15 protein-coding genes and 1 riboswitch are annotated in these 23,305 nt (G+C 71.4%); of the genes, 5 read left to right on the top strand and 10 right to left on the bottom strand.

The annotated features are described in order from the left end of the window. Positions 1-136: 136 nt before the first annotated feature. The 4 genes from ABEA24_RS43600 to ABEA24_RS43585 all read right to left on the bottom strand — a co-directional run bounded on the left by ABEA24_RS43600 (position 137) and on the right by ABEA24_RS43585 (position 5,018). Positions 137-2,476 carry a choice-of-anchor Q domain-containing protein gene (locus tag ABEA24_RS43600; protein WP_345439830.1) on the bottom strand — a complete coding sequence of 780 codons (2,340 nt, stop codon included), beginning with the start codon at positions 2,474-2,476 and terminating at the stop codon, positions 137-139. A gap of 146 nt (positions 2,477-2,622) precedes the next feature. Further along, a complete protein-coding gene (locus tag ABEA24_RS43595; protein ID WP_345439828.1) occupies positions 2,623-3,501 on the bottom strand; it encodes a hypothetical protein in 879 nt (292 codons plus the stop codon). Between the two features lie 81 nt (positions 3,502-3,582). Continuing rightward, positions 3,583-3,870: a hypothetical protein gene (locus tag ABEA24_RS43590; RefSeq protein WP_345439826.1), complete on the bottom strand. Its 288-nt coding sequence runs from the start codon at positions 3,868-3,870 to the stop codon at positions 3,583-3,585. A 239-nt stretch (positions 3,871-4,109) separates the two neighbouring features. Beyond that, positions 4,110-5,018 carry an aminoglycoside phosphotransferase family protein gene (locus tag ABEA24_RS43585; protein ID WP_345439824.1) on the bottom strand — a complete coding sequence of 303 codons (909 nt, stop codon included), beginning with the start codon at positions 5,016-5,018 and terminating at the stop codon, positions 4,110-4,112. A gap of 206 nt (positions 5,019-5,224) precedes the next feature. On the opposite strand from ABEA24_RS43585, the gene ABEA24_RS43580 reads away from it, so the two are divergent. Then, positions 5,225-6,799, top strand: coding sequence for a protein kinase domain-containing protein (locus ABEA24_RS43580; RefSeq protein ID WP_345439823.1), 1,575 nt, complete (start codon positions 5,225-5,227; stop codon positions 6,797-6,799). On the opposite strand, the gene ABEA24_RS43575 is transcribed toward ABEA24_RS43580, so the two are convergent. From ABEA24_RS43575 to ABEA24_RS43565, 3 genes are all read right to left on the bottom strand, one after another. Continuing rightward, positions 6,777-8,936: a SpoIIE family protein phosphatase gene (locus ABEA24_RS43575; protein ID WP_345439821.1), complete on the bottom strand. Its 2,160-nt coding sequence runs from the start codon at positions 8,934-8,936 to the stop codon at positions 6,777-6,779. The genes ABEA24_RS43580 and ABEA24_RS43575 overlap by 23 nt on opposite strands. Before the next feature lie 286 nt (positions 8,937-9,222). Continuing rightward, entirely contained in the window at positions 9,223-11,481 is a 2,259-nt protein-coding gene (locus ABEA24_RS43570; RefSeq protein ID WP_345439819.1) for an Orn/Lys/Arg family decarboxylase, read from the bottom strand. A gap of 215 nt (positions 11,482-11,696) precedes the next feature. Continuing rightward, positions 11,697-12,578, bottom strand: a complete 882-nt coding sequence (locus ABEA24_RS43565; protein WP_345439817.1) for a TIGR03620 family F420-dependent LLM class oxidoreductase — start codon at positions 12,576-12,578, stop codon at positions 11,697-11,699. Between the two features lie 221 nt (positions 12,579-12,799). Here ABEA24_RS43565 and ABEA24_RS43560 point away from each other — a divergent pair, with 221 nt between their 5' ends. Then, positions 12,800-14,527, top strand: coding sequence for a serine/threonine-protein kinase (locus ABEA24_RS43560; RefSeq protein WP_345439815.1), 1,728 nt, complete (start codon positions 12,800-12,802; stop codon positions 14,525-14,527). 167 nt (positions 14,528-14,694) lie between these two features. On the opposite strand, the gene ABEA24_RS43555 is transcribed toward ABEA24_RS43560, so the two are convergent. The 3 genes from ABEA24_RS43555 to ABEA24_RS43545 all read right to left on the bottom strand — a co-directional run bounded on the left by ABEA24_RS43555 (position 14,695) and on the right by ABEA24_RS43545 (position 19,661). Then, on the bottom strand, positions 14,695-15,450 hold the full coding sequence (locus tag ABEA24_RS43555; RefSeq protein WP_345439813.1) for a CHAP domain-containing protein: 756 nt from the start codon (positions 15,448-15,450) through the stop codon (positions 14,695-14,697). 11 nt (positions 15,451-15,461) lie between these two features. After that, positions 15,462-15,604: riboswitch (cyclic di-AMP (ydaO/yuaA leader) on the bottom strand. 393 nt (positions 15,605-15,997) lie between these two features. Continuing rightward, the gene (locus ABEA24_RS43550) at positions 15,998-18,802 is read right to left on the bottom strand and encodes a LuxR C-terminal-related transcriptional regulator (protein ID WP_345439811.1); all 2,805 of its coding nucleotides are present in this window, start codon (positions 18,800-18,802) and stop codon (positions 15,998-16,000) included. Positions 18,803-18,881: 79 nt separating this feature from the next. Beyond that, positions 18,882-19,661, bottom strand: coding sequence for an SDR family NAD(P)-dependent oxidoreductase (locus ABEA24_RS43545; protein WP_345439809.1), 780 nt, complete (start codon positions 19,659-19,661; stop codon positions 18,882-18,884). 137 nt (positions 19,662-19,798) lie between these two features. Between ABEA24_RS43545 and ABEA24_RS43540 the strand changes: the two genes are divergently transcribed. The 3 genes from ABEA24_RS43540 to ABEA24_RS43530 all read left to right on the top strand — a co-directional run bounded on the left by ABEA24_RS43540 (position 19,799) and on the right by ABEA24_RS43530 (position 23,267). Continuing rightward, positions 19,799-20,131 carry an ArsR/SmtB family transcription factor gene (locus ABEA24_RS43540; RefSeq protein ID WP_345439807.1) on the top strand — a complete coding sequence of 111 codons (333 nt, stop codon included), beginning with the start codon at positions 19,799-19,801 and terminating at the stop codon, positions 20,129-20,131. A gap of 234 nt (positions 20,132-20,365) precedes the next feature. Beyond that, entirely contained in the window at positions 20,366-22,147 is a 1,782-nt protein-coding gene (locus ABEA24_RS43535) for a cellulase family glycosylhydrolase (protein ID WP_345439805.1), read from the top strand. Positions 22,148-22,211: 64 nt separating this feature from the next. Then, positions 22,212-23,267, top strand: a complete 1,056-nt coding sequence (locus ABEA24_RS43530) for a cellulose binding domain-containing protein (RefSeq protein ID WP_345439803.1) — start codon at positions 22,212-22,214, stop codon at positions 23,265-23,267. The last annotated feature ends 38 nt before the right edge of the window (positions 23,268-23,305 follow it).

Raw genomic sequence — 23,305 nt, 5'->3', positions numbered from 1 at the left:
ATCGGTACGATCATCCCGGCGGTCGAGCCGGTATCCCGTGCGGTACGGCAGGGCGGTGGCCGCCGAAGTCGCCTTCGGCGGCCACCGCCCCGGCGGAGCGTGCTCCTGCCGGCCGCGGGTATCGCGTACGGCGGCGTCAGCGGGTGAACTCGTACGGCCCGATGTCGACGGCGCGGCCCTTGGGGCGGGTCACGCCGTCCAGGTCGTCGGCCGGCGCGCCGGTGGAGGTGCCGGCGTCGACGCACGGGCTGGCCGCCGTCAGGTGATAGTCGCCCGTACCGTCCGCCGCGTAGTTCACCAGCCGTGGATCGGCGCTGAGCGTTCCCGATGCGTTCGGCGGCGTGAACTCCCCGCTGTTGTTCAGCCCGTACTTCCCCTTGCCGTTTTTGTAGAACAGATTGTTCCGGTACTGGTTGTGCGCGCCGTTCGCGTCATCGCGGACGTTGATCCCGTACATCGCGTTGTCCCGCACGATGTTGTTGTCGATCACGAAGTGGTCGGCGGTCGAGTCGCCGCCCGTGATGTAGATCCCGTGGTCGGCGTTGGCGAACGACAGGTTGTTAGCGATCGTGGCGCCCTTCGCGTTGTGGTTGAACCGGATGCCGCTCCCCGACGTTCGGAACACGATGTTGTTCTGGATGAGGTCCCCGCCGCCGGACGGATAGATGCCGTGGATGTACTCGCATTCGGTCGGATAGGGGCCGATGTGGTCGACCCGGTTGCCGAGGAAGGCGTTGTCGGAGGCCGACGCGTCGTCGCCGATACCCTGCCCGCCGGGACTGCCGTCGCAGTCCTTCGGCGCGATGTGCGTCAGCACGTCGTGCACGTGATCGCCCTGGATGACGTTGTGGCGGCCCCAGATGAGGATGCCGCTCCAGGCTCCTCCGGACCCGCTGATGTCGAATCCGACGATACGTACGTAGTCACCCCGGTTCTCGAAGGGGACGTCGGAGTTCTTCGGTGCGATGTGCGCCCTGCCCGGGTGTTCTGCCTCGAACGTCAGGTAGCCGCCGGCGCGCCCGCTCTTCGTGTTGCTCACCGCCTCGGCGTAGGTGCCGTCGGCGACGTGCACGGTGGCACCTTTGCTCCCCACCGTCAGGCGCTGCGCGGTGTGCTGGATCGTCTTCCACGGATGGGCATGCGTGCCGTCTCCTCTCGTGTCATCGCCGTCGGTGGCGACGTAGTACTGGTTCCCGGTCGCCTGCGGCGCGTCCGGCGTCCCGGACGACGGACCCGTACCGGACGGTGTCGGGGTGCCCTGCGGCGGCTCAGAGGCCGGTGACCGCGGTGAGTCGGGCCCCGGTGACTGTGGTGGCTGGGGCGAGTCGGGGCCCGGTGACTGCGGTGATGCGGAACCCGGTGACGAATTGCCGTCAGGTGACGGGGTGTTCTCCGGCGACGATGACGTGTCCTTCGGTGGCGTCACCGCGGACGAGCCCGCCATGGCCTGCTGGAACGCCCGGCCCTGGGCGGTGACCTGATCGGCGCCGGTGACCAGGCCGAAGTTTCCGTGGTCGGTGGCGGTGTAGATCATCGCCCCGGACGGCGCGGGTCGCAGCGCGCGCAGGTGGTCGATCGCCTTGGTCGTCCACGCGGCGAGGTAGCCGGTGTTTCCGTCCTTGTAGACGGGGCTCGTCGCGCTGGAATCGGCGTTCCACTCCGAGATGAAGTACGGCAACTGCTTGCCGATCTTTCCCTGGACGGTCATCTCGACGTCGGTGACATGGGTCTGCCAGTTGTCGAGGTGCCCGTCGCAGGTGTCCTTCCAGCGCGAGTCGGTGGCCGCGCCGCAGACGTACTCGTGCCAGGACAGGAAGTCCGGCTCGGGTGTGGCCCCGGCGACGAAGGCGCCGATGTACTTCACATAGTCGTGGTCGACCCGCCAGGACGCGGGTCCGACGTAGCGATAGGCCGCCTTCGGGTAGCGGCTCTTCAGGGCGGGCACCACCGTGTTCCAGGCCGCCGTGTAGTCGGCGACGGGCACGTCGGTCCCCGGGAGGTCCGGTTCGTTGCCGAACTCCAGGTAGGCGGTGCCGTCGCCGAAGACCTGGTGGATGAGGTCGAGCAGGTGCAGGTCGGTCTTCTTCACGTCGTCGACGGCCAGGCCGGAGCCGGGACCACGGATGATCAGCATCGGTGTCGCGCCGATGTCGCGTACGGCGTGCATGGCGGAGAGCAGCAGGTCATCGCCGACCGGGGCCGTACTGCCCTCGAAGTGGTCGCGCAGCGGCACCCGTACGATCGGGACGCCCCAGGAGCGGAACAGTTCTCGGGTGGCCGGCCGGCCGACCATCGCGTCGTTCGGGCCGAAGAACGACATGTTCACGCCGAAGAGCGGATCGGGAGCCGTGGACGGGGCGGCGGGCGGCGCGACGGAGAGGTCCGCCACCGTGAAGGCGGCGGCGAGCAGCAGCATGAGCGCGAGGGTGAGTCGGGCGCCGAGCCGGCGCGGCGCGCCGGGGGACGGTCCGGGCATGAGGTGCCTCCTGATGGGGCCTGGCGGTGGGCCGGCCGCCGTCGTGGAACGGCCGAGTGGGAGTCGGTTCTGGACCGGTGAGCGGTCCTGGGACGGGCCCACCCGGCGCGGAGGCGCGCCGGGTGGGGTTCAGGCCGATGGGCAGATCAGCCGCAGGCGATGGATCGGGCGACCCAGGCGACGTCGCCCTCGACCGTGTCGCCGTCGGTCTTGCCGTCGGTGACCGGCTGGTTCTTGCCCCCGACGGCACCGCCGACGGTCACGCTGAAGATGTGGGTCGTCACCCCGGTGCCGTTCGCGGTCTCCGTGAAGTGCCAGGAGGTCGGCCCGTTCTTGGTGCTGAGGATCTGCGGGAGCGCGTTCCCCGAGTTCTCGTATCCGGTCTTGGTGTCCGTCACGTCGATCCCCGTGACGCCCAGGCTCGCCGTGGAGAACTCGATGTCGATGGTCTGTTCGGAGTCGAACGCGATGGTGTTCAGGCCCGGCTCGAGGATCCCGCGCTTGCAGATGTTCCGCGGAACGTCCGAGCCGGGTGTCTTCGCTCGCAGGACCGGGTGCTGGGGGTCACCCTCCGGGAGCGGAGGCGGGGCGGGGCAGGCGGTGAGGCTGGTCCAGTCCGTCTTGGTCCCGCCGCTGGTCAGAGCGAGGTCGGAGTCGAGAAGGTAACCGACCGGCTGGTCCGGACTGGCCGGGTCGGCGATCCGGTCCCAGGCTTCGGGGGCGTCCGAGTACGCCACCGGACCCTGCGTGCCGGGCTTCCTCGCGCCGGGAGCGGTCGTGCACAGCACCGCGTACGACTTGCCGGCCTGCGCGGTCCCCGCGGTCGGGTACGCCTTGCTCGGTCCTGAGTAGATCGTCTTGGTGGAGACGTAGGTGGGTACGGGCCCTTGGGCGATGGTCCCCGTCACCCCGGTGTCGGCGTGGGCGGGGCCGGACGTGATCGTGACGCCGGTGGCGAGGCCGAGTACGGCGAGCACCGCCAGGGGCGCCTGCTTCCAGAGGGACGGGCGAGACTGTTCGGACATGGGAACTCCTTGGTCGACCGGCCGGTTCGATGCCGGCCACGGGTGAGGGATCGGGCGTCGGTTTCGTGGGGGAGTGGCGCGCTATCGGCGCGCCGGGCCGGTGGTCTGGACGTGGCCTGCTCGGGCCGAGGGCATCCAGACGGCGCCGGTGGCGATGACCGTGGTCGTGACGATCGCGGAGGCGATCACTGCGACGAGCGTCCGGAGGACCGCGGTCCTGGCCGGGTCCTTGGTCGCGGGGACCGCGTCAGGGCGTCTCTCCCGGCGCGGTCGGCTGACGCGTCCGAAGCGGGCGCCGGGGACGGTCGTACGGCGCGTTCGGCGCGGCGATCGTGAGCGTACGGCCGGGTACGGGATGGGAACGGCCATGGGCTTCTCCTCTCCGGGAGTGGGGACACCGCTCCGCCGGATGGGGTGGACAGCCACATGGTCGGGTCGAGGAGGATGGCCGGAACAGCGTTCCGGATTGATCTTTAGATTGTTGGTTTGATGGGTTGTTCGGCGGAGTGTTCTCCCAGCTCAGCGGAGCGCGGTGAAGATCGCTGTCGACTGGTGCGCGCGCTCCCGGCCGGGACCCTGCGCGGGCGCCGGACCGCGCCGCGTCGGGATCAGGCGAAGAGGGCGTGGTCGGCCAGGACCTCGTCGACCACGCGGCGATGGTTCGCCGTCCGTTCAGCGTCGATGCCGTCGGCAAGGCAGAGGAGGGCCTTCCACAGCGCCCAGCCGCGGGCCCGCGCCCACGTGGCGGGACTCTGGTCGACGGCGGTGCGGAACGCCCGCCGGCTGCGGCCGGAGAACAACCCCCAGGCGATCACCAGGTCGCAGGCGGGGTCGCCGACGCCGGAGGTGCCGAAGTCGATGACGGCGGACAGCCGGCCGCCGTCATCGACGAGAAGGTTGCCGGCGGCGATGTCGCCGTGGAACCACACCGGCGGCCCGGCCCATCGCGCCTCGAGGGCGGTCTCCCACACGGCCCTGGCCTGGTCGGTGTCGACGCGGCCGTTGAGCGCGGCGAGGCAGCGGCGGGTCTCATCGTCATAGTGGGCGAGTGACGCGCCTCGGTAAAAGGAGTGGGCGCCGGCCGCTGGTCCGCCGGTGGCGTCGGCGCGCTGGAGGGCGCGGATGAAACCGGCGACGTCGGTCGCGAATTCGCGCAGATCGGCGATGCGCTCGGGGGCCGCGGTCCGGCCGTCGATCCAGCGGCGGATCGACCAGTTGAAGCGGTAGCCCTCGCCGGGAGCGCCTTTCGCCAGCGGCGTCGGGACCGGCACCGGCAGGGAGGGCGCGAGGACCGGCAGCCACCGATGTTCCTTGTCGACCGCGGGCGCGTAGCCCGCTTCGGTCGGCAGGCGGACCGTCATCTCGTCCCCGAGGCGGTACGTGCGGTTGTCCCACCCGTCGACCTCGACCGGTGTCACGGGAAGCCCGCTCCACTGCGGGAACTGCGCCGCGACCAGGCGCCTCACCAGCGCCGCGTCGATCCCCGCGCGCCCGTCCCGATATCGGCCGTCGATCACCCGACGAGTGTCAGGGGCGCCCCCGGCGCCGCGCAAAGGGTTTTCGCGTCCGGCGGAGGTCCGTGCCGCGATCCGGTGAGCAGCCCAGGCACGGACGGCCGTACGGGCGGATTTTCGCCACTTGTGCACGGGGAGCGGTGAACCGGCCACCCTTTGCACCCGTCTCACATCTGGCGAACTCTTCCGTACGGAGGGACGATCGGGCCATGCGCGTTGGCAACAGGTACGAACTGCTCAACAAGCTCGGTCAGGGCGGCATGGGAACGGTCTGGCACGCGCACGACGAACTCCTCGGCCGTGATGTGGCGGTCAAGGAGGTGCAGTTCCCTCCGGAGTTGAGCGAGACCGAGCGTCAGGAGCGCCACGCGCGGACGATCCGGGAGGCACGGTCGGCCGCACGGCTCAGCCACCCGAACGTCGTCACCGTGCACGACGTGATCGAGGACCAGGGCCGTCCGTGGATCGTCATGGAGCTGGTCGCCGCTCCGTCCCTGCAGAGCGTGATCGACGCCGAGGGGCCGCTGCAGCCCCAGCGGGTCGCCGGGCTCGGGCGGCAGATGGTCGCGGCGCTGCGGGCGGCGCACGCCGCGGGAATCGTGCATCGCGACATCAAGCCCAGCAACGTCCTGGTGGCCGACGGCGACCGGGCCGTCATCACCGACTTCGGCATCGCGGCGCTCGAGGGCGACGCGACGCTCACCGGCACCGGCGTGCTGATCGGCTCACCGGCCTACATCGCCCCCGAGCGGGCCCGCGGCGCGCATGCCGGGCCCGCCGCCGACCTGTGGTCGCTGGGCGCCACGCTCTACGCCGCCGTCGAGGGCCGGTCGCCGTTCGAACGGTCCGGGCCCGTGTCGACCATCGCGGCGATCATGGCGGAGGAGGCCCCGCCGCCCCGGAACGCCGGGCCTCTCACGTCGGTCCTCGCCGGCCTGCTCCGCCGGGAACCGGCGGACCGGATGACCGCGGCCGAGGCGGAGCGCCTGCTCGCCGCCGCGGCGGAGGGCACCCAGCCCGACGTCGTCGCCTGGACGATCCCGGTCGCCGCGCCGCCTCCGCCGCCTGAGCCGCCGCCGGCGCCCTCCCGGCGGCCCGCCGCGATGGTGCTCGCGAGCGCGCTCGCCGGAGCCCTCGTCGTCGCGGCGTTCGGCGCGGTGTGGCTGCTGGGGCGGCGTTCGGGTACGAACATTCCGGCCGCGACCACCTCCACGGCCGCGAACCGGTCCGGCGGCTCGGGAGAGCCCTCGCAGGCCGCCGGTCCGGACTTTGGGCAGGGCTCCAGTCCGAACTCCGGCCAGAAGTCGGGCTCTTCGCCGGACACCGGCCGGTCGGCCTCCGTCTCCCCGGCGGCGGCCTTCCCCCACGACTGGGCGACGCGGAGCGAGAGCGGATTCTCGGTGTCGGTGCCGTCCGACTGGTCTCGGCGCAGCGACGGGGACAACTTCTTCTACCAGGACGCCACGACCCGCTACCTGCTGCAGATCAGCACGACGTCCTGGGACGGCGACCCGCAGAGCCAGGCGCAGAGCGTGGGCGACCACCTGGCCGGGACCTTCCCCGGCTACCGCGAGGCCACGGTCACCCCCGTCACCTACCGTGGTGTCCCGGCGGCGGACCTCGATTTCGCCTACGACCGCTCGACCGGGACCGAGCGCGTCAAGGACCGTTTCTTCCGCGCCGACGGCCACGCCCTCGCCATCTACTTCCGGATGCCGGCGGACCAGTGGCCGGACGCCCAGCGTTACCTCGACCCGATCTTCAGCAGCTTCCAGCCGCACTGAGGCAGCGCCCGGCCTGCAGGAGGAGCAGGGCGATGTCGTCGGTGCGCGCGGCGACGGGGCGGGTCCGGTGGAGAATCTCGTCGATGAGCTCGTCCAGCGGGAGGTTCGCCGCGTCCGCGAGGTGGCGCGTGAGGTCGGCGGTGCTCTGCGTCATGTCGACGCCGGGGATCTCCACGAGGCCGTCGGTGTAGAAGGCGAGGATCGCTCCGGGCGGCAGGGGCAGGGTCGTGACCGGGTACGGGGCGTCGATCCCGATGCCGAGCAGCGGACCGGGTTCTATGTCGAGGATGCGGGCGCTCGCCCGGGACCCGGGGGCGGCCATGAGCGGGGACGGGTGTCCCGCGTTGGCGAAGGCGATCCGGTGCTCGGCGAGGTCCAGCTCGGCGTACAGGCAGGACACGAACAGGTCGGTCTGGAAGTCGGCGAGGATGCGGTTCGTGCGGGCCAGCACCTGGCCGGGGGACGCCCCGGCGGTGGCGTGGGCGTGGACGGCGGTGCGCACCTGGCCCATGAGGGCCGCGGCGGTGACGTTGTGGCCCTGCACGCCGCCGATGACCGCGGCGGCGGTGGTGTCGCTGAGACGGACCAGGTCGTAGAAGTCGCCGCCGATGTCCATGCCGTGGGAGGCGGGAAGGTATCGGGCGGCGACGTTGAGTCCGGACATGGCCGGGAGGGCGTGGGGCAGGAGGGCCTGCTGCAGCCCGTGGGCGAGGTCCAGCTTCGCGTCGTAGAGGCGGGCGCGGTCCAGCGCCTGGGCGACCAGATCCGCAAGGGAGGTGAGGACGGCGCGTTCGTCGGCGGTGAAGTGATGCGGACGGTCGTAGGTGAGGGTGCAGCCGCCGACGGGCCGCCCGGAGACGATCAGGGGAAGGAACGCCCACGCCTGCTTACCGCTGAGCGAGGGAAGCTCGGGATACGCGGCGGACATCTCATCGGGATCGGCGAAGAAGTGGGGCACACCGTTGGTGAGGACCTGACTGACGGGAGAGACGTCGGTGTCCAGCGGCAGGCCGTCCAAGCGCTCGATCACCTCCGGGTCGTAACCGCAGTGACCGAGGATCTTCAGCCGTCCGGCCTCGGTGGCGGATATCACCATGCCATCGGCGCCGAAGGCGGGCAGGATCTGGGCGGCCACCAGGTCGACGACGTCCCGTACGCCGACCGTCTCGGTCAGCGCCGCCGCCAGGTGCACCAGCTGGTACAGCCGTCCGACGCGGACGGGGCGAGCGGCCGTGGCGACCGTGTCGGCGGGAGGAGACGAGTGCGTGGGCCGGCGTTTCTCGCCCGTGTCGATCGGGGTCACGCGGACGCTGATGCCACTGACGTCAGGGTAGAGCTGGAGCTCCAGCCATTGGTCCGGCGGCCGCAGGACGGCGTACGAGACCGGCTCGCGGCTCATCACCGCCGTGCGGTAGTGGTCTTCGTTGACCGGGTCGTCCAACCAGGGCATCGACTGCCAGGGCCGGGTGCCGAGCAGCTGTTGGGCGCTGAGACCGAGGAGCTCGGTGGCGGTGGTGGTGACGAAGGTGATACGTCCCTCGAGGTCCAGGGCGACGCAGCCTTCGGGCAGGCGTTCGGCGAAGCCGACGGCCGCGAGGCCGAATCGCGTCGAGCGCGCAGCCGGCCGGCCGTGCACCGGGACGATGCGCGGCCGGCCGGGGATGTCGGCGGGGCGGGCGGCCTCGTCCAGCAGCCGGGCGATGCGCCGGGCGCGAGAGGTGATGTGGCTTCGTTCGCGGCGACTGGCGGTCGCCGGGTGGCTGGGGGGCCACGTGAGCATCAGCGCCCCCCAGGGGCGGCGCGCGCCGATCAGCGGCGCCGCCGCGAGCGCGAGATGGTAGGGCCACATGGCCGCGACACGTGGATACACGCGCGCCATGTCCTCTTGCCGGCCCACCCACACCAGGCGTTCCTCCCGCAGCGCGTCCGCGGCCGGGCTCGGCCAGGACAGCGGCACGCGCAGCCATGGCGTGACGAGCTCGGGTGGTATGCCGCACACCACCGCGAGCCTCAGCACCGGCTCGTCCTCGTCGAGCAGGTAGATTCTCCCCGCCGAGGCGCCCGTACGGAGGACGGTCGCGGCGAGTTCCCTGTCCAGGAGGTCGAGGCCGTCCGGCCGTTCATCGTGCGCGGCCACTGAACTCTCCTCGCGGTCCCGCCGTGCGCCGCCGGGCGTCATGGCCGCAGAGGTCCTCGCCGGCGCCGCCCGGCACATCGATCGTCGGCCGGATCGCCCCGACCGGACTGGCCTGCCGCGTGGCCGGTGGGGCTTGGAGGTCCGTGAGCTCGGCGGGGCGTCGGCGCGCGGAGGAGCAGTACCGGCGGCCCCTGTGAAGGGCGTTCGGTCGCCGGGCTCCCCGCCGACGGCAAATGCCCATATCCGGACAATACGCCCCGTCGGCGGGGTGTCGGCGCAGGGGCGTTCAGGGGATGACGCACTCGATCCAGTAGCGGCCGGTGTCGTCGCGGTGGGCGCCGTGGATGTCGGTGGTCATGAAGGGGAAGGCGCGGTCGAAGTCCTCCAGGGCGCGCAGGTACTCCATCAGCGGCCCGTCGTCAGGGCCGGTGGACTCGCCCGGCATCAGCATCGGGATGCCGGGCGGGGTGACCACGACGGTCGCGGCGGAGGTCCGGCCCGCCAGCTCGCTCAGCGGGACCCGCTCGGTCCTCGACCGGATCAGGGCCTGGTAGCAGTCGGCCGGGGTCAGGATGGGCTCGGGCAGGTCGGTGAAGACCTGGTCGAGCAGCACGCCGAGCTTGGAACCCCGGAGCCGGCCGTGGGCCTGGTCGCAGAGCGCCCGCAGCGTCACCCCGGCCGGGCCGAACCCGGGCAGGACCTCGGCGAGGGGGAGGCCGCCGTCGTAGGCGTTCTTGAAGTCGATGAGGGCGTCGATCAGCGTGCCCCACTTGCCCTTGGTGATGCCGATGGAGAACAGCACGAGCAGAGTGTGGTCGCCGGTCTTCTCCACGACGATGCCGCGCCGCTCCAGGTAGGCGGCCACGATCCGGGCGGGGATCCCCCACTCCGTGGTGCCACCGGTCGCCTCGGCGCCGGGGCAGGTGATCGTCACCTTGATCGGATCGAGCATGCAGTGCCCGTCGTCCAGGCCGTCGAACCCGTGCCAGGCGGCGCCGGGCCGCAGCGTCCAGCAGCCGGGCTCGGTGGCCAGCAGCTCCGGGGCGGCGTCCTCGAACGGCACCGTGGCGCCGGTGCGCGGGTCGGTGACCTGGGGAGGCTGCCACACGCCGAAGAACCAGTCCGGGCGGGTGCCGTCCTCCCGGATCCGGTGGGCCAGCCGCACCATCGCCTGCCGGAAGCGGATCGCCTCGATGATCGCCTCGCCGGTCAGGAAGGAGCCCGACGGCCCGTCCATCATCGCCGCCGCGACGTCCAGGGAGGCGATCATCGGGTAGAGCGGCGACGTGCTGGCGTGCATCAGGTACGTCTCGTTGAGCCGGTCGTAGTCCAGCGGCGCGCGTGGCGACGGGCGTACGTGCAGCATCGACGACTGGGACAGCGCCGCGAGCAGCTTGTGCGTGGACTGCGTGGCGAACACCGTCGGGCGTACCGGGCCGGGCAGGGACCCTTCGTCGACGGCCATGCCGTAGCGGTGCTCGTAGAGCGGGTTGAACCGGGCGTAGGCGAACCAGGCCTCGTCGAAGTGCACGCGCGGGACCGACGCGCCCAGCAGCTCCGCGACCCGGACCGCGTCGTAGCACAGGCCGTCGTACGTCGAGTTGGTGATCACCGCGTAGGTGGCCTCGGGGCCGGCCGCCCTCGCCGTCATCGGATGGCCCGCCAGCCGGTCGCGTACGGCCGGTCCGGACAGCGCCTCGGCCGGGATCGGCCCGGCGAGGCCGAGCCCGTTGCGCTCGGGGACGAGGTAGACCGGCCGGGCGCCGCTGATGGCGAGGGCGTGCTGGATCGACTTGTGGCAGTTGCGGTCGACCAGCGCCAGCTCGTCGCGGGCCACCGCGTGGTGGCCGACGATGCGGTTGGCGGTCGAGTTGCCGTTGACCACGAAGAACGTCCGCTCGGCGCCGAAGATCCGGGCGGCGTTGCGCTCGGCGTCGCCGATCGGCCCGGTGTGCTCCAGCGGCGAACCCAGCTCCGGGACGGAGATGGACAGGTCGGTGCGCAGCAGCCGCTCGCCGTAGTAGTCGAAGAACGCCCGGCCCACCGGCGACTTCAGGAACGCCACGCCGCCGGCGTGGGCGGGGGTGTGCCAGGAGTAGCGGTGGCGGTCCTCCAGGTGCCGCAGCGCCTCGAAGAACGGCGGCAGGATCCGCTGGGAGTACTCCTCGGCCGCGTGCGCGATGCGCCCGGCGATGAAGTCGGGGGTGTCCTCCAGCGGGAAGACGTAGCCCTGGATCACCTCGTACACCCACAGCGGGACGTCGCGCGGCTCGTGCTCGGCGGTCAGCAGGAAGACCGGCAGCCGGTGGAACCGGCTGGTCACCGCCTCCATGATCTCCTCCGCGCCGGGGGCGTCCCACGTCGCCAGCACCGCCGTCAGCGTCGCGTCCGAGCGGATCACCGCCAGCGCGTCGGCGCTCCGGTGCGTCCAGCGGACCTGCAGGTCATGCTCGTCCATCGCCGTACGTAGGCGGCGCAGCTGCTCGGCGATCGCCGAGTCCGCGTCGGGTCGCTCGTCGACGGCGACGAGAATCATTCGCTCCATGGCAGGACCTCCACGACGCCGGGGGGAACGCCGGCCGGTGCCGTGACACACCGGCCGACGGCCACGTCTTGTAGCCGAGGCAATGCGAAACGTAACAGTATCGACGGTTGACGGATAGTGTCCGTCAGATACCTGAGAGTGACTGTCGCGCCAGTGCATTCGCCCCCGGAGGTGAGCCCCCTGTGGTGAGCCCCCTGTGGGTCAGGCTGCCGCCGTCAGCGGGGCAGGAGCGCGTCGCCGAGCATCCGCCACTGCGGCATCGCGGACCGGCCCGGCTCGACCCCGATCACCTGCACGGCGACATGGTCGGCGCCGGCGTCGATGTGGGCGTGGAGCTTCTCGGCGATGGCGTCCAGGTCGCCCCAGAAGACGAGGTCGTCGACGATGCGGTCGCTGCCGCCGCCGGCGATCTCCTCCTCCGAGTAGCCCAGCCGGCGGAACTTCGCGACGTTGTACGGGGTGGTCAGGTAGGGGTGCAGGTGCTCACGGGCGATCGCGCGGGCCTTGCCGGGGTCGGACTCGAACAGCACCGCGTGCTCGACCGCCAGGAACGCGTCCGGTCCGAGGATCTCCCGGGCCTGCGCGGTGTGCGCCACGTTGACGTGGTAGGTCTGGGCGCCGGCGGCGCGGTCGCGGGCCAGTTCGAGCATCTTGGGCCCGTACGCGGCCAGGATGCGGCGGATCGGGGCCTGCGGGACGGGGTTGGGCGTCTCGACGGCGTCCATCTCGTCGAGGTACTCGACCATGGCCGCGAGGGGCTTGACCCCCGGCCGCGGCTCGCCGCCGAATCCCAGTCCGAGCACGTGCCGGTCGGGGTACGCGTCGGCGAGGAGGAGAGCGGCGCCGTACGCCCACCGGGCCCCGCGCGACCAGATCTGGGCGATGCTGTTGACGACGCGGATCCGCTCGGTGCAGGAGAGCAGGTAGGCCGCGTGGGTGAGCGCATCCCGCCCGAGGAGTTCGGGGAACCAGAACGCCTGCCATCCCTGCTCCTCGAGCTCCTGGATCGACTCGCGCATCCGCGCGGCCGACCGGTGCTCGAAGTCGAAGGTGTAGACCCCGAACCTCCCGAGATCCAGGCCGTCGACGCCGCCCATCGCACTCTCCTTCGTTCACGCCACCGATCAGAACGCATCGAACTATCGCAGAATTACGATATGAGGCGCAAATCGCACTCCACCGCCCACCGAGTGTGAGATCCGTGACGCGCTGTCCCGGCTCGGTTGAGCTGACGCGGTCTCCGTTGGTCTGGCGTGTTCGGCCGTTGTCTCAATAGACCTGACACAAGGTCGATCGCGTCGGTTGGAACCTGGTCACGATGGTCGGCGCCGGGTGGCTCTGTCGGCTCGCGACTGAATCTTCAAAGAGACATCTTTGTTTGCTAAATTCGGGGCATGCCCGTTCCGTGCCTCCACGCTCTGCCGGTGTCCGCTGCGAGGTCGCGGTAATGCCGATGGATCCGTTGCGGCCGGGTGACCCGGCCAGGGTCGGTGACCATGTGCTGTCGGCGCGGCTGGGTGCGGGTGGAATGGGAGAGGTGTTCTTCGGTCGCTCTCCCGGTGGCCGGCCGGTCGCGGTCAAGCTGGTCCATCCGGTGTACGCCGCCGACGGCGAGTTCCGGCGCCGCTTCAAGCGGGAGGTGGAGGCGGCCCGCACCGTCGGCGGTTTCCACACCGCGCCGGTGGTGGACGCCGACCCGGACGCGGACCGGCCGTGGATGGTCACCGCGTATGTGGCAGGCCCCTCCCTCGCCGAGGCGCTCGCCGAACACGGCCCGCTCCCGGCGGTGACGCTCCGCACCCTGGGCGCGGGGCTGGCGGACGCGTTGAAGGCCATCCACAAGGAGGGACTGATCCACCGGGACCTGAAACCGTCCAATATCCTGCTCGCCGCCGACGGGCCCCGGGTCATCGACTTCGGGATCGCCCGCGCCGTCGACGCCTCCGGAGCCACCGCCCGCGTCGGCACGCCCGGGTTCATGTCCCCGGAACTGCTGACCGGTCAGCCGCTCACGCCGGCCTGCGACGTGTTCGCTCTCGGCCTGGTGCTGGCCCACGCGGCCGGGGTGCGGCCGTTCGGCGAGGGGCCGGTCGAGGCGCTCAACTACCGGATCGTCCACCAGGACCCCGATCTGACCGGCCTCGACGGCGGCCTGGCCGACGTGGTGCACGCATGCCTGGCCAAAGACCCGGCCGGCCGTCCGACACCCGCCGCCCTCATCGGCCTGTTGTCGGATGGGGGCGAACCTGGCCCGTGGCTTCCCGGCGACCTCCAGACCATGGTCGCCACACGTCTGGCACCCGCGAGCGAACCACCCACCGGCGGCCCGCGCACCCCATCTCACACCCCGTTCGACGGCGGCGCGAAGAGCGTGAAGCAGGCGTACCGCTGCGCCGAGTGCGGCTGGCAGACGTCCAAGTGGGTCGGGCGCTGCGGGGCGTGCCAGGCGTGGGGCACAGTTGACGTGGCGGGCGCGGCCAAGCCCGCACGGGTCGTGACGCCCGGCGTCGTCTACCAGACGACTCTGCGGAACGACGCTGGCAGCTTCTTTTCGGGGCTCGGCGGCGTAGTCCTGTGCTGCTTCGGATGGTATGGGGGTGTCATTCGTTCTCCCCGCCCAGTCTGGTTTCTGATAGTAGTCGGCGCAATTTTTGGGCTGTTGGGGGTCTTCCTCATGTATGAGGCATTGCGGGGGAGCGCACGCAGACTGGTGATCACCGCGTCCGGCTTGGACGTCACCGTCGGCGAAGAACGCCACGCCTACGAGTGGGACGACGTGGCCAAGGTGACCATCATGAGACACGAGGATGGCGAAGCCTATATCTACGTCTACCCGAACCCGCATTGGAGCCCGCCTAAGAACGCCGAAGAAGGTCCAGGAAATGGCTGGGTCCCTGTGGGCCGCATTGACGAGTTCGGCACCCCCCCGAAAATCGTTGAGAAGGCGATCGCCCACTACGCCGGACCGGTCTGGGAACCTCCACCTGACTCCCTGTTGGAAGCCGACTCGGCCGACGTTTGGCGCCCGGACACCTCCAGGTCGTGATCACCGAGTCCGGTGATCACCGGCATCGCTCGCCGTGACGCGGCCGAACACCCCGTGGACGAGGCCGACCCGCATGGATCGCGTCCCCGAAGGGACGCTCGGCCGGGCCGATCGCGCCGACGCCGGACGTCAGAGGGTCCGGCGTCGGCGCGGGGAGGCCGCGGTCGTCAGCCGTACTGGGGATAGCCGTAGCCGACGACCTGGTCGGTGCTGCGGGTACGGATCCGCACGGCGTCGTCGGTGTTGCCCTCGACGGTCTGGATGGTGCCGTTGTGGTTGTCCTTGACGACCAGGCCGACGTGGTCGATGTCGTCGATGCCGTGGCCGCCGTTCCAGGCGAAGAACACGACCGCGCCGGGTTTGGGAGCGCTTCCCCAGCGATGCTGCTGCTGGAACCACCGGGCGTGCTCCGGGGTGAAGGCGTCGCCGCCGATTCCCTTGACGCCCACCTGCGCGCCCACCCAGGTGACGAACATGTCGCACCAACTCGCGTTGGCGTAGTCGCCGATCGACCCGCCGTCCCGCTGGACGCCCCTCTTGGCGAACGGCGAGGACATGAACCACTGGTTGAACTTGGTGCCGCCGGCGGCGGTCTCCGTCGTGCCGACCTGGGAGAGGGCCAGCTTCAGCGCGTCGGCGGCGGTCGGCACCTTCTGCGGACGATTCTCCTTCGGTTTCTTAATGGGCCTGGCGTCCAGTCCCCGGCCGGGAATGGGCCACTGCTTGGCCTGGCTCGCCGGGGGGAACGGGATCGCGGCCGAGGCGCCCACGGCATGGTGGGGAAGAGCAACGGTGGGTGACGCCTCGGCCGGCCCGGCCGCGGTCAAAATGATCGCGGCCGCACCGCCTGTTGCGATGCCGGCGAAGGCAGGAATGAGACGGACCGCGGACGGCGTCTTCTCGGGTCGGGGGACACAGGGCACCGGGGGAACTCCTTGGCTTCCATTCCGCTTACCGGGTTAGCTGACGGGTTCGGGCGGGAAGCTGCCCTACGGCACGAGGGGACGTGCCGATTCACCCCGGGACTTCTGTGGGTCCCCGGTTCCGCGGGGGGCGCGGATTCAGCGGGCCGCCCGTACGACGGACGGCGTCAAAAGAGGATGGGGGAATGGCCGCCATTGTGATGGCGGCGCGCGGTTTGGAGATGAACCGGCTCGGTCGAGCGCGCCCCGGGCACGCGTCTTCGCAAACGCGCTATCGCCTGGGACGACGGATTGGCCATCGCCGGCGGATATGCGGGCGACGCATACGAGGCGCCGCGAGAGTTATAGGAACATAGCAGGACAAAACACGCGCATAACACTAGGCAATTATGTGATCTGGGTCACTTAATCGCCGAGACTGGCGCTACGAAGCCTCGCAGAACACAACTGGTGTGCATCTTGCGACTATTTCGCCTAATGAGATTAGAAAGGCCATTTGTCGCTGAATGATGCTGATGTGACGGGAGAGGCCAGTGTTCTCCCGCGATCAGTCGCCGACCTCCACCGCGAGCCGGGTCAGCTGGACGCGGGAGGCCACCTCGAGCTTGCGGAAGATGTGGCGCAGGTGGAAGGCGACGGTGTGCGCGCTCATGAACAGCTGATCGGCGACCTCGCGGTTGGTGAGGCCCTGGGCGACGAGCTCGGCGACACGGCGTTCGGTGTCGGTGAGGCTGGCCCAGCCGGAGACGGGCCGGTCGGCCCGGCTCCAGTGCCGGCGCCGGATGCCCAGCCGCCTGAGCCGGCGGCGGACCCGAGCGGCGTCGCGCACCGCTCCGAGGGCCGAATAGCCCGCCAGCGCGGCGTCCAGGCCGCCGATGGCCTCCCGGCGTGTCCCGGGGCCGTCCGCCGCGAGCAGGCCTCCCAGATCCTCCGCCGCCGAGGCGCGCGCCCACGGGTCGGCGTATCGTTCGGCGGCGCGCCGCAGGGCGGCCCGATCACGGTCGAGCAGGCCGCGCGCGTGCGTCGCGGTGACACCGACGTCGGCGAAGACAGGGTGGTCCGCGGCCAGCCGGTCCATCGCCGCGACCACCCGCTCAGCGTGGGCCCGGTCGCCGAGGGCGAGCGCCGTCCGTACGAGCCACGGCGCCGCGGTCGGCTCGCCGACCAGGGTCCAGCAGTTCGCCGCGGCCTCGTCACAGAGCCGTACGACGGCCTCCTCCGCCGCTGCCGGCCCGTCGCGGGCGACGGCAAGCTGTGCCCGCACGAGATGGAACCCGGCCTCCGCGTGCGGCGATCCGTACTGGGACAGCGCGGGCCGCTCCGCCTCGGCGTACCGCCACGCCGCGGTCAGATCGCCGGCCCGTAGCGTCGCCGCGACCAGCACCGCCAGCGCGGACGACGTCAGCAGGTGCGGTCCCAGGTCGCGCGTGCTCGCCAGGGCGGCCTCGGCCTCGGCGACGGCCTCGTGGAACCGGCCCCCGGCCAGGTCGAGACGGGCGCGGATGACGCCGGGCGCCGCCGCCCAGGCCAGGTTCCCGGTCGTTTCGGCGTCCTCCGCGGCGCTCCCCATCACCGCGCGGGCCTCGTCCAGCCGGCGGACGTCGGTCAGCAGCATCGCCAGGATCATCCGGGGGTGACGGCCGCGCGCCTCCGCGGACCTCGCCCGCCGTACGGCCTCCCGGGCGAGGCGCAGTCCGTCGGTCAGCCGCCCCGCCTCCCAGTCGGACAGGGCCAGCCGGATCAGAGCCCCGGTGATCAGCAGGTCGCCGTGCCCGGCCGTGGCGGACACGATCCGATCCGCGTGGGCGCGCACACCCGCGTCGTCGCCCACCCCGGCCAGCGCGTCGAGCAGGGCCAGTTCGGCTTCGTCCCGGAGGTCGCGGGGCACGCCCTGATGGGCGAGGACGGCGGTCGCCTCGGCCGCGGCCTCGGCCGCCCGCCCCCGGAGCTGCAGGAGCCCGGCGCGCAGACAGTGCAGCCGGAGGTACGAGGCGTGCGACAACGGCCGGGTGAGCAGCGAATCCGCGAGTTCGGCGGCCTCTTCGAGGCGGCCCACCGCCGTGAGGACGTGAATCGCCGTCAGCGTCCGGGCGGGCCAGGCCGGCTCCCGGGGGCCGGTCAGCCGGAGGGCATGCGTGGCCAGGTCCGCGGCCGCTCGCGGAGAGGCGGGGATCACCTCGGCGATCGCCCGGTCGAGTACGGCCAGCGCCCGGGCGTCGCCCGCCCGGATGCCCCGGATGAGGTGGGAGGCGGCGGGGAGCACGGCCGTCCTGCCCCGCCCGAGCAGGAGGTCCCCGATCTGCCGGTGCAGCGCCCGCCGGACCGGCGCGGGCACGGTCGCGGCGGTGATCCGCCAGACCAGGTCGTTCCGGAAGGCGAGCTCGTCCGGTCCGGCGACCAGGAGCCCTCGGGAGAACGCCTCGTCGATCCAGGGCAGGAGGGCGGCCGGTGTGGTCCCGAGCAGCTCGGCCGCGTCCTCCGGAGCGAACGACCGTCCGATGATCGCGGCGACGCTCAGCAGATGACGTGTCGCCGGGCCGACGGCGTCGAGACGGCGCCTGACGTCGTCCTCGACCCGGCCGGGGAGCCGTACGGCCACGAGCCGGGCGTGCCCGTCGACGATCCGGACGGCCCCCTCGTCCAGCAACCCGGACAGCAGTTCGGTGAGCAGCGCGGGGTCGCCCCCCGCCTCGCCGGCGAGGCGCAGAACGTCCGCGCCGGGGACGCCGCCCAGCACGTCCGCCGCGACCTGCCGTACGGCGGCGTGGTCGAGCGGGCCGATCGTGAACCGGACGGCGCCGTCCCGCTCGAGCAGGTCGAACAGGCGGCCGGCGTCCGTCGCGCGGTCGGTCGTGCGGCGGGCCAGCAGCCACACCACCGGGGCGGCGGCGAGCCGCCGCGAGAGGGTCCGGATCGCCGTCAACGCCACCGGATCCGCCCACTGCAGGTCGTCGAGGCTCACCATGACCGGACCGGCTCCGGCCCGTTCCTCCAACTCCGAGCCGAGTCTCTCGACGATCCACGACTGCTCGTACGCCCACCGGACCGGCCCTTCGCCGTCGACGACGTCGCGGCCCCCGAGCGCGGAGAGCAACGGCTCGAAGGACGTCGGCGGCCCGAACTCCCGCCCCTCCCCGGCCACCGTCGAGAACCCGCGCTCCGCCGCCGCCCGCGCCGCCACCGCGAGCAGGAGGCTCTTCCCCGCCCCCGCCTCGCCGTCGACGAGGAGAACGCCGGACCGGCCGGCCCGTCCGGCGCCGAGAAGGTTCGTGACGGCGTTCCACACGTGTTCGCGGCCCCGCATCACCTTCCCGTCGACGGCCGCCTCCACGTAGGACGGCACAATCGCCATGAAATGGGCGTACCCGCTGTGCCGCCCCGACGACCGTCCGACCACCTGGTCATCGGCGCGGCCGATCACTCCGGGGGCGTCAGTAGCCGCTCGCCGCCGGGGCGTTCTGGGCGGCGTCCACCGGGATGTTCGCGCCGTTGACGGCCCTGGCGTGGTCCGAGAGCAGGAACGCCACCACCTCCGCCACGTCCTCGCCGCTCGGCAGCGCTCCGCCGGGGAACTCACCCAGGAAACGCTCATAGCGCTCGGGTTCACGCTGCCGGAACTCGTCCCACCCGCCGCCGGGGATCAGCATCGAACCCGGGCTGACCGTGTTCACCCGGATCCGGTCCGCAGCCAACTCCCGGGCCAGCGTGCTCGCCATGTAGATCTCCGCCGCCTTGGCCGCCCCGTACTGGGTGTTGCGGCCCGGCTTCCACCCGGAGATCGACGACACGATGACCACGTCTCCCCGCCCGCGCGCCCGCATGTGCGGCACGCAGGTCCGGATCGCGTGCGCCGAGTGCCCGACGTTCAGCTCGAAGGTCCTCGTCCACTCCTCCGGCGTCGAGTCCATCAGCCCGCCGCCGAACGCGTCCCCCGCGTTGGTCACGAGCCCGTCGAGACCGCCCAGCGCCTCCGCGGCCGCGTCGACGAAGGCCCCGAGTTCGTCCGGCACGGTGACGTCGCACGAGCGGGCGAACACCCGGGTCCCGTACTCGGCCTCGATCTCACGCGCCGTCGCGGCCAGCGTCTCTGCGCTCCTGGCGCACAGCGCCACCGCACAGCCCTCCGCCGCGAGCCGGCGCGCCACGATCCGGCCGAACCCCTTGCTGCCGCCGGTCACCACGACCGCGCGGTCCCGCAACCCGAACGTCACTGTGCCTCCCTCACCTCACGTCGTTCACTTCGGGCAGCCATGATCTCGTGATCGCCCGGATCCCGGTGCGCCGCGGGCCGCCCGATGGCCATATCGACTTCCTGCGAAACGTCGATAGCGCCCTATACTCCGCGTCTATGGCGGATGCTGCGGTCTCACCGGATCCCGACCTGATCCGCGCGTTGCGGGCGCTGTCGAACCCGATGCGACTGCAACTGCTGTCGTGGCTGCGCGAGCCCGAACGCCACTTCTCGCCGGAGGGAGCCATCGCCGACCCGGCCGAAGTGGGGGTGTGCGTCAGCCACATCCAGGCCAAGGCGGGGCTGGCCCAGTCGACGGTGTCGGCGTACATGGCCGAACTCGAGCGGGCCGGCCTGGTGCGGTCGACGCGCGTGGGCAAGTGGACCCACTACAAGCGCGACGAGGAGCGGATCGCCCGGCTCGTCGCCGACCTCGGGCGGACCCTCTAGGCCTGCGACGTCGTACGGCCGACGACGTACAGCGCCGCGCGCGTGTCCTGTCTCAGTGGCGGCTGAAAGTTTCAGCCGCGTTCCCGGTCCTTTCCCAGGTCGGCGTACATGCGCGCGTCCAGGTGCCGGAGCGCTCTTGCGATGCGGTCAGGGGCGGGTGATCGTTGCCAGCGCCCGCAAACGCCGGAGCAGGGCCGGGTGCCGCTTCGCCGCCTTTCGCCAGGGAGAACGCTCATGCCGATCCACCGGAGCTCGTGGTGCAGAGCCGTGATGGCCGCGGTCGCGGTACTGCTCGCCGGATTGGGGCTCGCCGCGATCCAGACCGCCGCCCGTGCCGCCGTGTCGTGCTCGGCGACGTATGCCAAGAGCTGGGACAACGGGAGCGCGTTCGGCGCCGATATCACGGTGACCAACACCGGTGACCCGCTGACCGGCTGGACGCTGAGCTTCGACTTCCCCGACAACCAGGTGATCACTCAGATGTGGGGCGGCGTGCCGGCTCCGGCGGTGCCCACCCCTGCCGGTGCGGCCATCACCGTCACCCCGGCCTCGTACAACGCCTCCCAGGGCACCGGGGCGACCTGGACCGTCGGTTTCAACGGCACCTACACCGGCGCCAACAACGCTCCGAGCGTCTCGTGCGCCGGCCCCGGTTCTGGAGGAACGCAGCAGGCTCTGGTGGTCTCTCCCACGAGCGTGAGCGTGCCCGAGGGCGGGACCGCCGGCTACACCGTCCGCCTGAACGCCCAGCCGTCCGGCAACGTGACGGTCACCAGCACCGCGGGTACCGGTGACGGCGACATCACCGTGGTGAGCGGCGCGACCCTGACCTTCACCACGTCCAACTGGAGCACCTCGCAGACCGTGAGGCTCGGTGCCGCCGAGGACCCCGACAGCACCAACGGCACCAGGCCGATCACCGTGGCGTCCAGCGGTCTGACGTCCGTCACGGTCAACGCGACCGAGGCCGACAACGACGGCGGGAGTACCGGGGGAGCGGCACCCGCGCTGCACGTCTCCGGGAACCGCCTCCTCACCGCGAGCGGCGCCACGTACCGGATGCTGGGCGTCAACCGATCCAGCGGAGAGTTCGCCTGTGTGCAGGGCAAGGGGATGTGGGACAGCGGCCCGGTGGACCAGGCGTCGGTCGACGCGATGAAGGCCTGGAACATCCACGCGGTCCGGATCCCGCTGAACGAGGAGTGCTGGAACGGCACGGACGGCACACCAAGCGGCGCCACGTACCAGCAGAACGTCAAGGACTACGTGAAACTGCTGGTCGCGAACGGCATCACGCCGATCGTGGAGATGCACTGGAACCACGGTCAGTACACCGGCCAGGGCGCCGGCTGCTCGGACACGGCGGCGACCTGCCAGAAGCCGATGCCCGACGCGCAGTACGCGCCGACGTTCTGGACCGGCGTGGCCAACGCCTTCAAGGGCGACGACGCCGTCGTCTTCGACCTGTTCAACGAGCCCTACCCGGACGCCGCCGCGAACTGGGACGCGACCGCCGCCTGGACCTGCTGGCGCGACGGCGGCACCTGCACCGGCATCGGCTACCAGGTGGCCGGTATGCAGTCACTGGTCAACACGGTGCGCGCCACCGGCGCGACCAACGTGATCATGCTCGGAGGCGTCGCCTGGTCCAACGACCTGAGCCAGTGGCTGACCTACAAGCCGACGGACTCGACCGGCAACCTGATGGCGGCGTGGCACACCTACAACTTCAACACCTGCTCCAACACCTCCTGCTGGGACAGCCAGGTCGGCGCCGTCGCCAAGCAGGTGCCGGTGCAGGCCGGTGAGATCGGCCAGAACTCCTGCGCCCACGACTACATCGACCAGGTGATGGCGTGGGCCGACGCGCACGGCGTCGGGTACACCGCCTGGACCTGGAACCCGTGGGGCTGCAGCCAGGGCAACGTGCTCATCACCGACTTCAGCGGCACCGCGACCAGCACCTACGGCGAGGGCTTCAAGGCCCACCTGCTCACCCAGAACCCCCTCTCGTAGGACCACGCGGCCGGGTCCTGACGGGTCCGGCCCGGTCCGCGAGGGACACGCCCAGGAGCCACCCATGCTTCGCAGACTCGACCTGTACGCCCTGCTCGCCGTCCTCATCGCGGCGGTGGCCCTCGGCGTCGCCCTGCCCGCGCGGTCGGCGACCGCACCCGTCCGGATCATGCCGCTCGGCGACTCGATCACCGCCGGGCCCGGCTGCTGGCGCGCGATGCTCTGGCACCACCTGCAGACCGCCGGATACACGAACCTCGACTTCGTCGGCAGCGTTCCCGACGGCGGCTGTAACTACGGGTACTCCTACGACGGCGACAACGAGGGCCACGGTGGGTACGCCGCCACCGGCATCGCCGACCAGAACCAGCTGCCGCCGTGGCTGGACGCGGCCAAGCCCGACATCGTGCTGATGCACCTGGGCACCAACGACATGTGGGGCGGCTCCATCCCCACCGACAGCATCCTCGCCGCGTACACGAAGCTGGTCGGCCAGATGCGGGCGAACAACCCGAACATGAAGATCATCGTGGCCCAGATCATCCCCATGAACCCGTCGAGTTGCCCCACCTGCGCGGCCGGCGTGGTGGCGCTCGACAAGGCGATCCCGGGATGGGCGTCCGGTCTCACGACCGCCCAGTCGCCCATCGTCGTCGTGGACCAGTGGACCGGATTCGACCCGGCCACGGACACCGGCGACGGGGTACACCCGAACGACACCGGCTTCCAGAAGATGGCCGACCGCTGGTACCCGCCGCTCGCCCAGGCACTGGGCGGCGTGACCCCGCCGACCTCGCCGACTCCGCCCACCGAGGGCGGGTGCACCGCCACCTACCGGGTGATCTCCCAGTGGAGCGGTGCCTTCCAGGGCGAGGTCACGGTGCGGAACGACTCCTCGGCCGCCTCCTCCGGGTGGACGGCCACCTTCACCTTCGCCGACGGGCAGCAGATCAGCCAGTCGTGGAACACCGTGCTCACCCAGAACGGGGCCGGCGTCACGGCGCACAACGCGGGCTACAACGGCGACCTGCCGGCCGGCGCGTCGACCGCATTCGGCTTCATCGCCACCTGGAACAACGCCGCCAACGCGCCACCGCAGGTGAACTGCACGCTCAACTGAGCCGACGGCGGGCTCCGGAGACTCGGGGCCGTCCGGCG

The sequence above is a fragment of the Actinoallomurus vinaceus genome (assembly GCF_039542055.1).
GTDB lineage: Bacteria > Actinomycetota > Actinomycetes > Streptosporangiales > Streptosporangiaceae > Actinoallomurus > Actinoallomurus vinaceus.
The sequence above is the reverse complement of the archived record's forward strand: the minus strand, read 5'-3'. Positions and strand labels throughout refer to the sequence as shown.

Bases quoted from the DNA above. Each gene is read 5' to 3' on its own strand.
- ABEA24_RS43600 (WP_345439830.1), bottom strand. From the start codon at position 2,476: ATGCCCGGACCGTCCCCCGGCGCGCCGCGCCGGCTCGGCGCCCGACTC.
- ABEA24_RS43595 (WP_345439828.1), bottom strand. From the start codon at position 3,501: ATGTCCGAACAGTCTCGCCCGTCCCTCTGGAAGCAGGCGCCCCTGGCG.
- ABEA24_RS43590 (WP_345439826.1), bottom strand. From the start codon at position 3,870: ATGGCCGTTCCCATCCCGTACCCGGCCGTACGCTCACGATCGCCGCGC.
- ABEA24_RS43580 (WP_345439823.1), top strand. From the start codon at position 5,225: ATGCGCGTTGGCAACAGGTACGAACTGCTCAACAAGCTCGGTCAGGGC.
- ABEA24_RS43570 (WP_345439819.1), bottom strand. From the start codon at position 11,481: ATGGAGCGAATGATTCTCGTCGCCGTCGACGAGCGACCCGACGCGGAC.
- ABEA24_RS43565 (WP_345439817.1), bottom strand. From the start codon at position 12,578: ATGGGCGGCGTCGACGGCCTGGATCTCGGGAGGTTCGGGGTCTACACC.
- ABEA24_RS43560 (WP_345439815.1), top strand. From the start codon at position 12,800: ATGGTCGGCGCCGGGTGGCTCTGTCGGCTCGCGACTGAATCTTCAAAG.
- ABEA24_RS43550 (WP_345439811.1), bottom strand. From the start codon at position 18,802: ATGGCGATTGTGCCGTCCTACGTGGAGGCGGCCGTCGACGGGAAGGTG.
- ABEA24_RS43540 (WP_345439807.1), top strand. From the start codon at position 19,799: ATGGCGGATGCTGCGGTCTCACCGGATCCCGACCTGATCCGCGCGTTG.
- ABEA24_RS43535 (WP_345439805.1), top strand. From the start codon at position 20,366: ATGCCGATCCACCGGAGCTCGTGGTGCAGAGCCGTGATGGCCGCGGTC.
- ABEA24_RS43530 (WP_345439803.1), top strand. From the start codon at position 22,212: ATGCTTCGCAGACTCGACCTGTACGCCCTGCTCGCCGTCCTCATCGCG.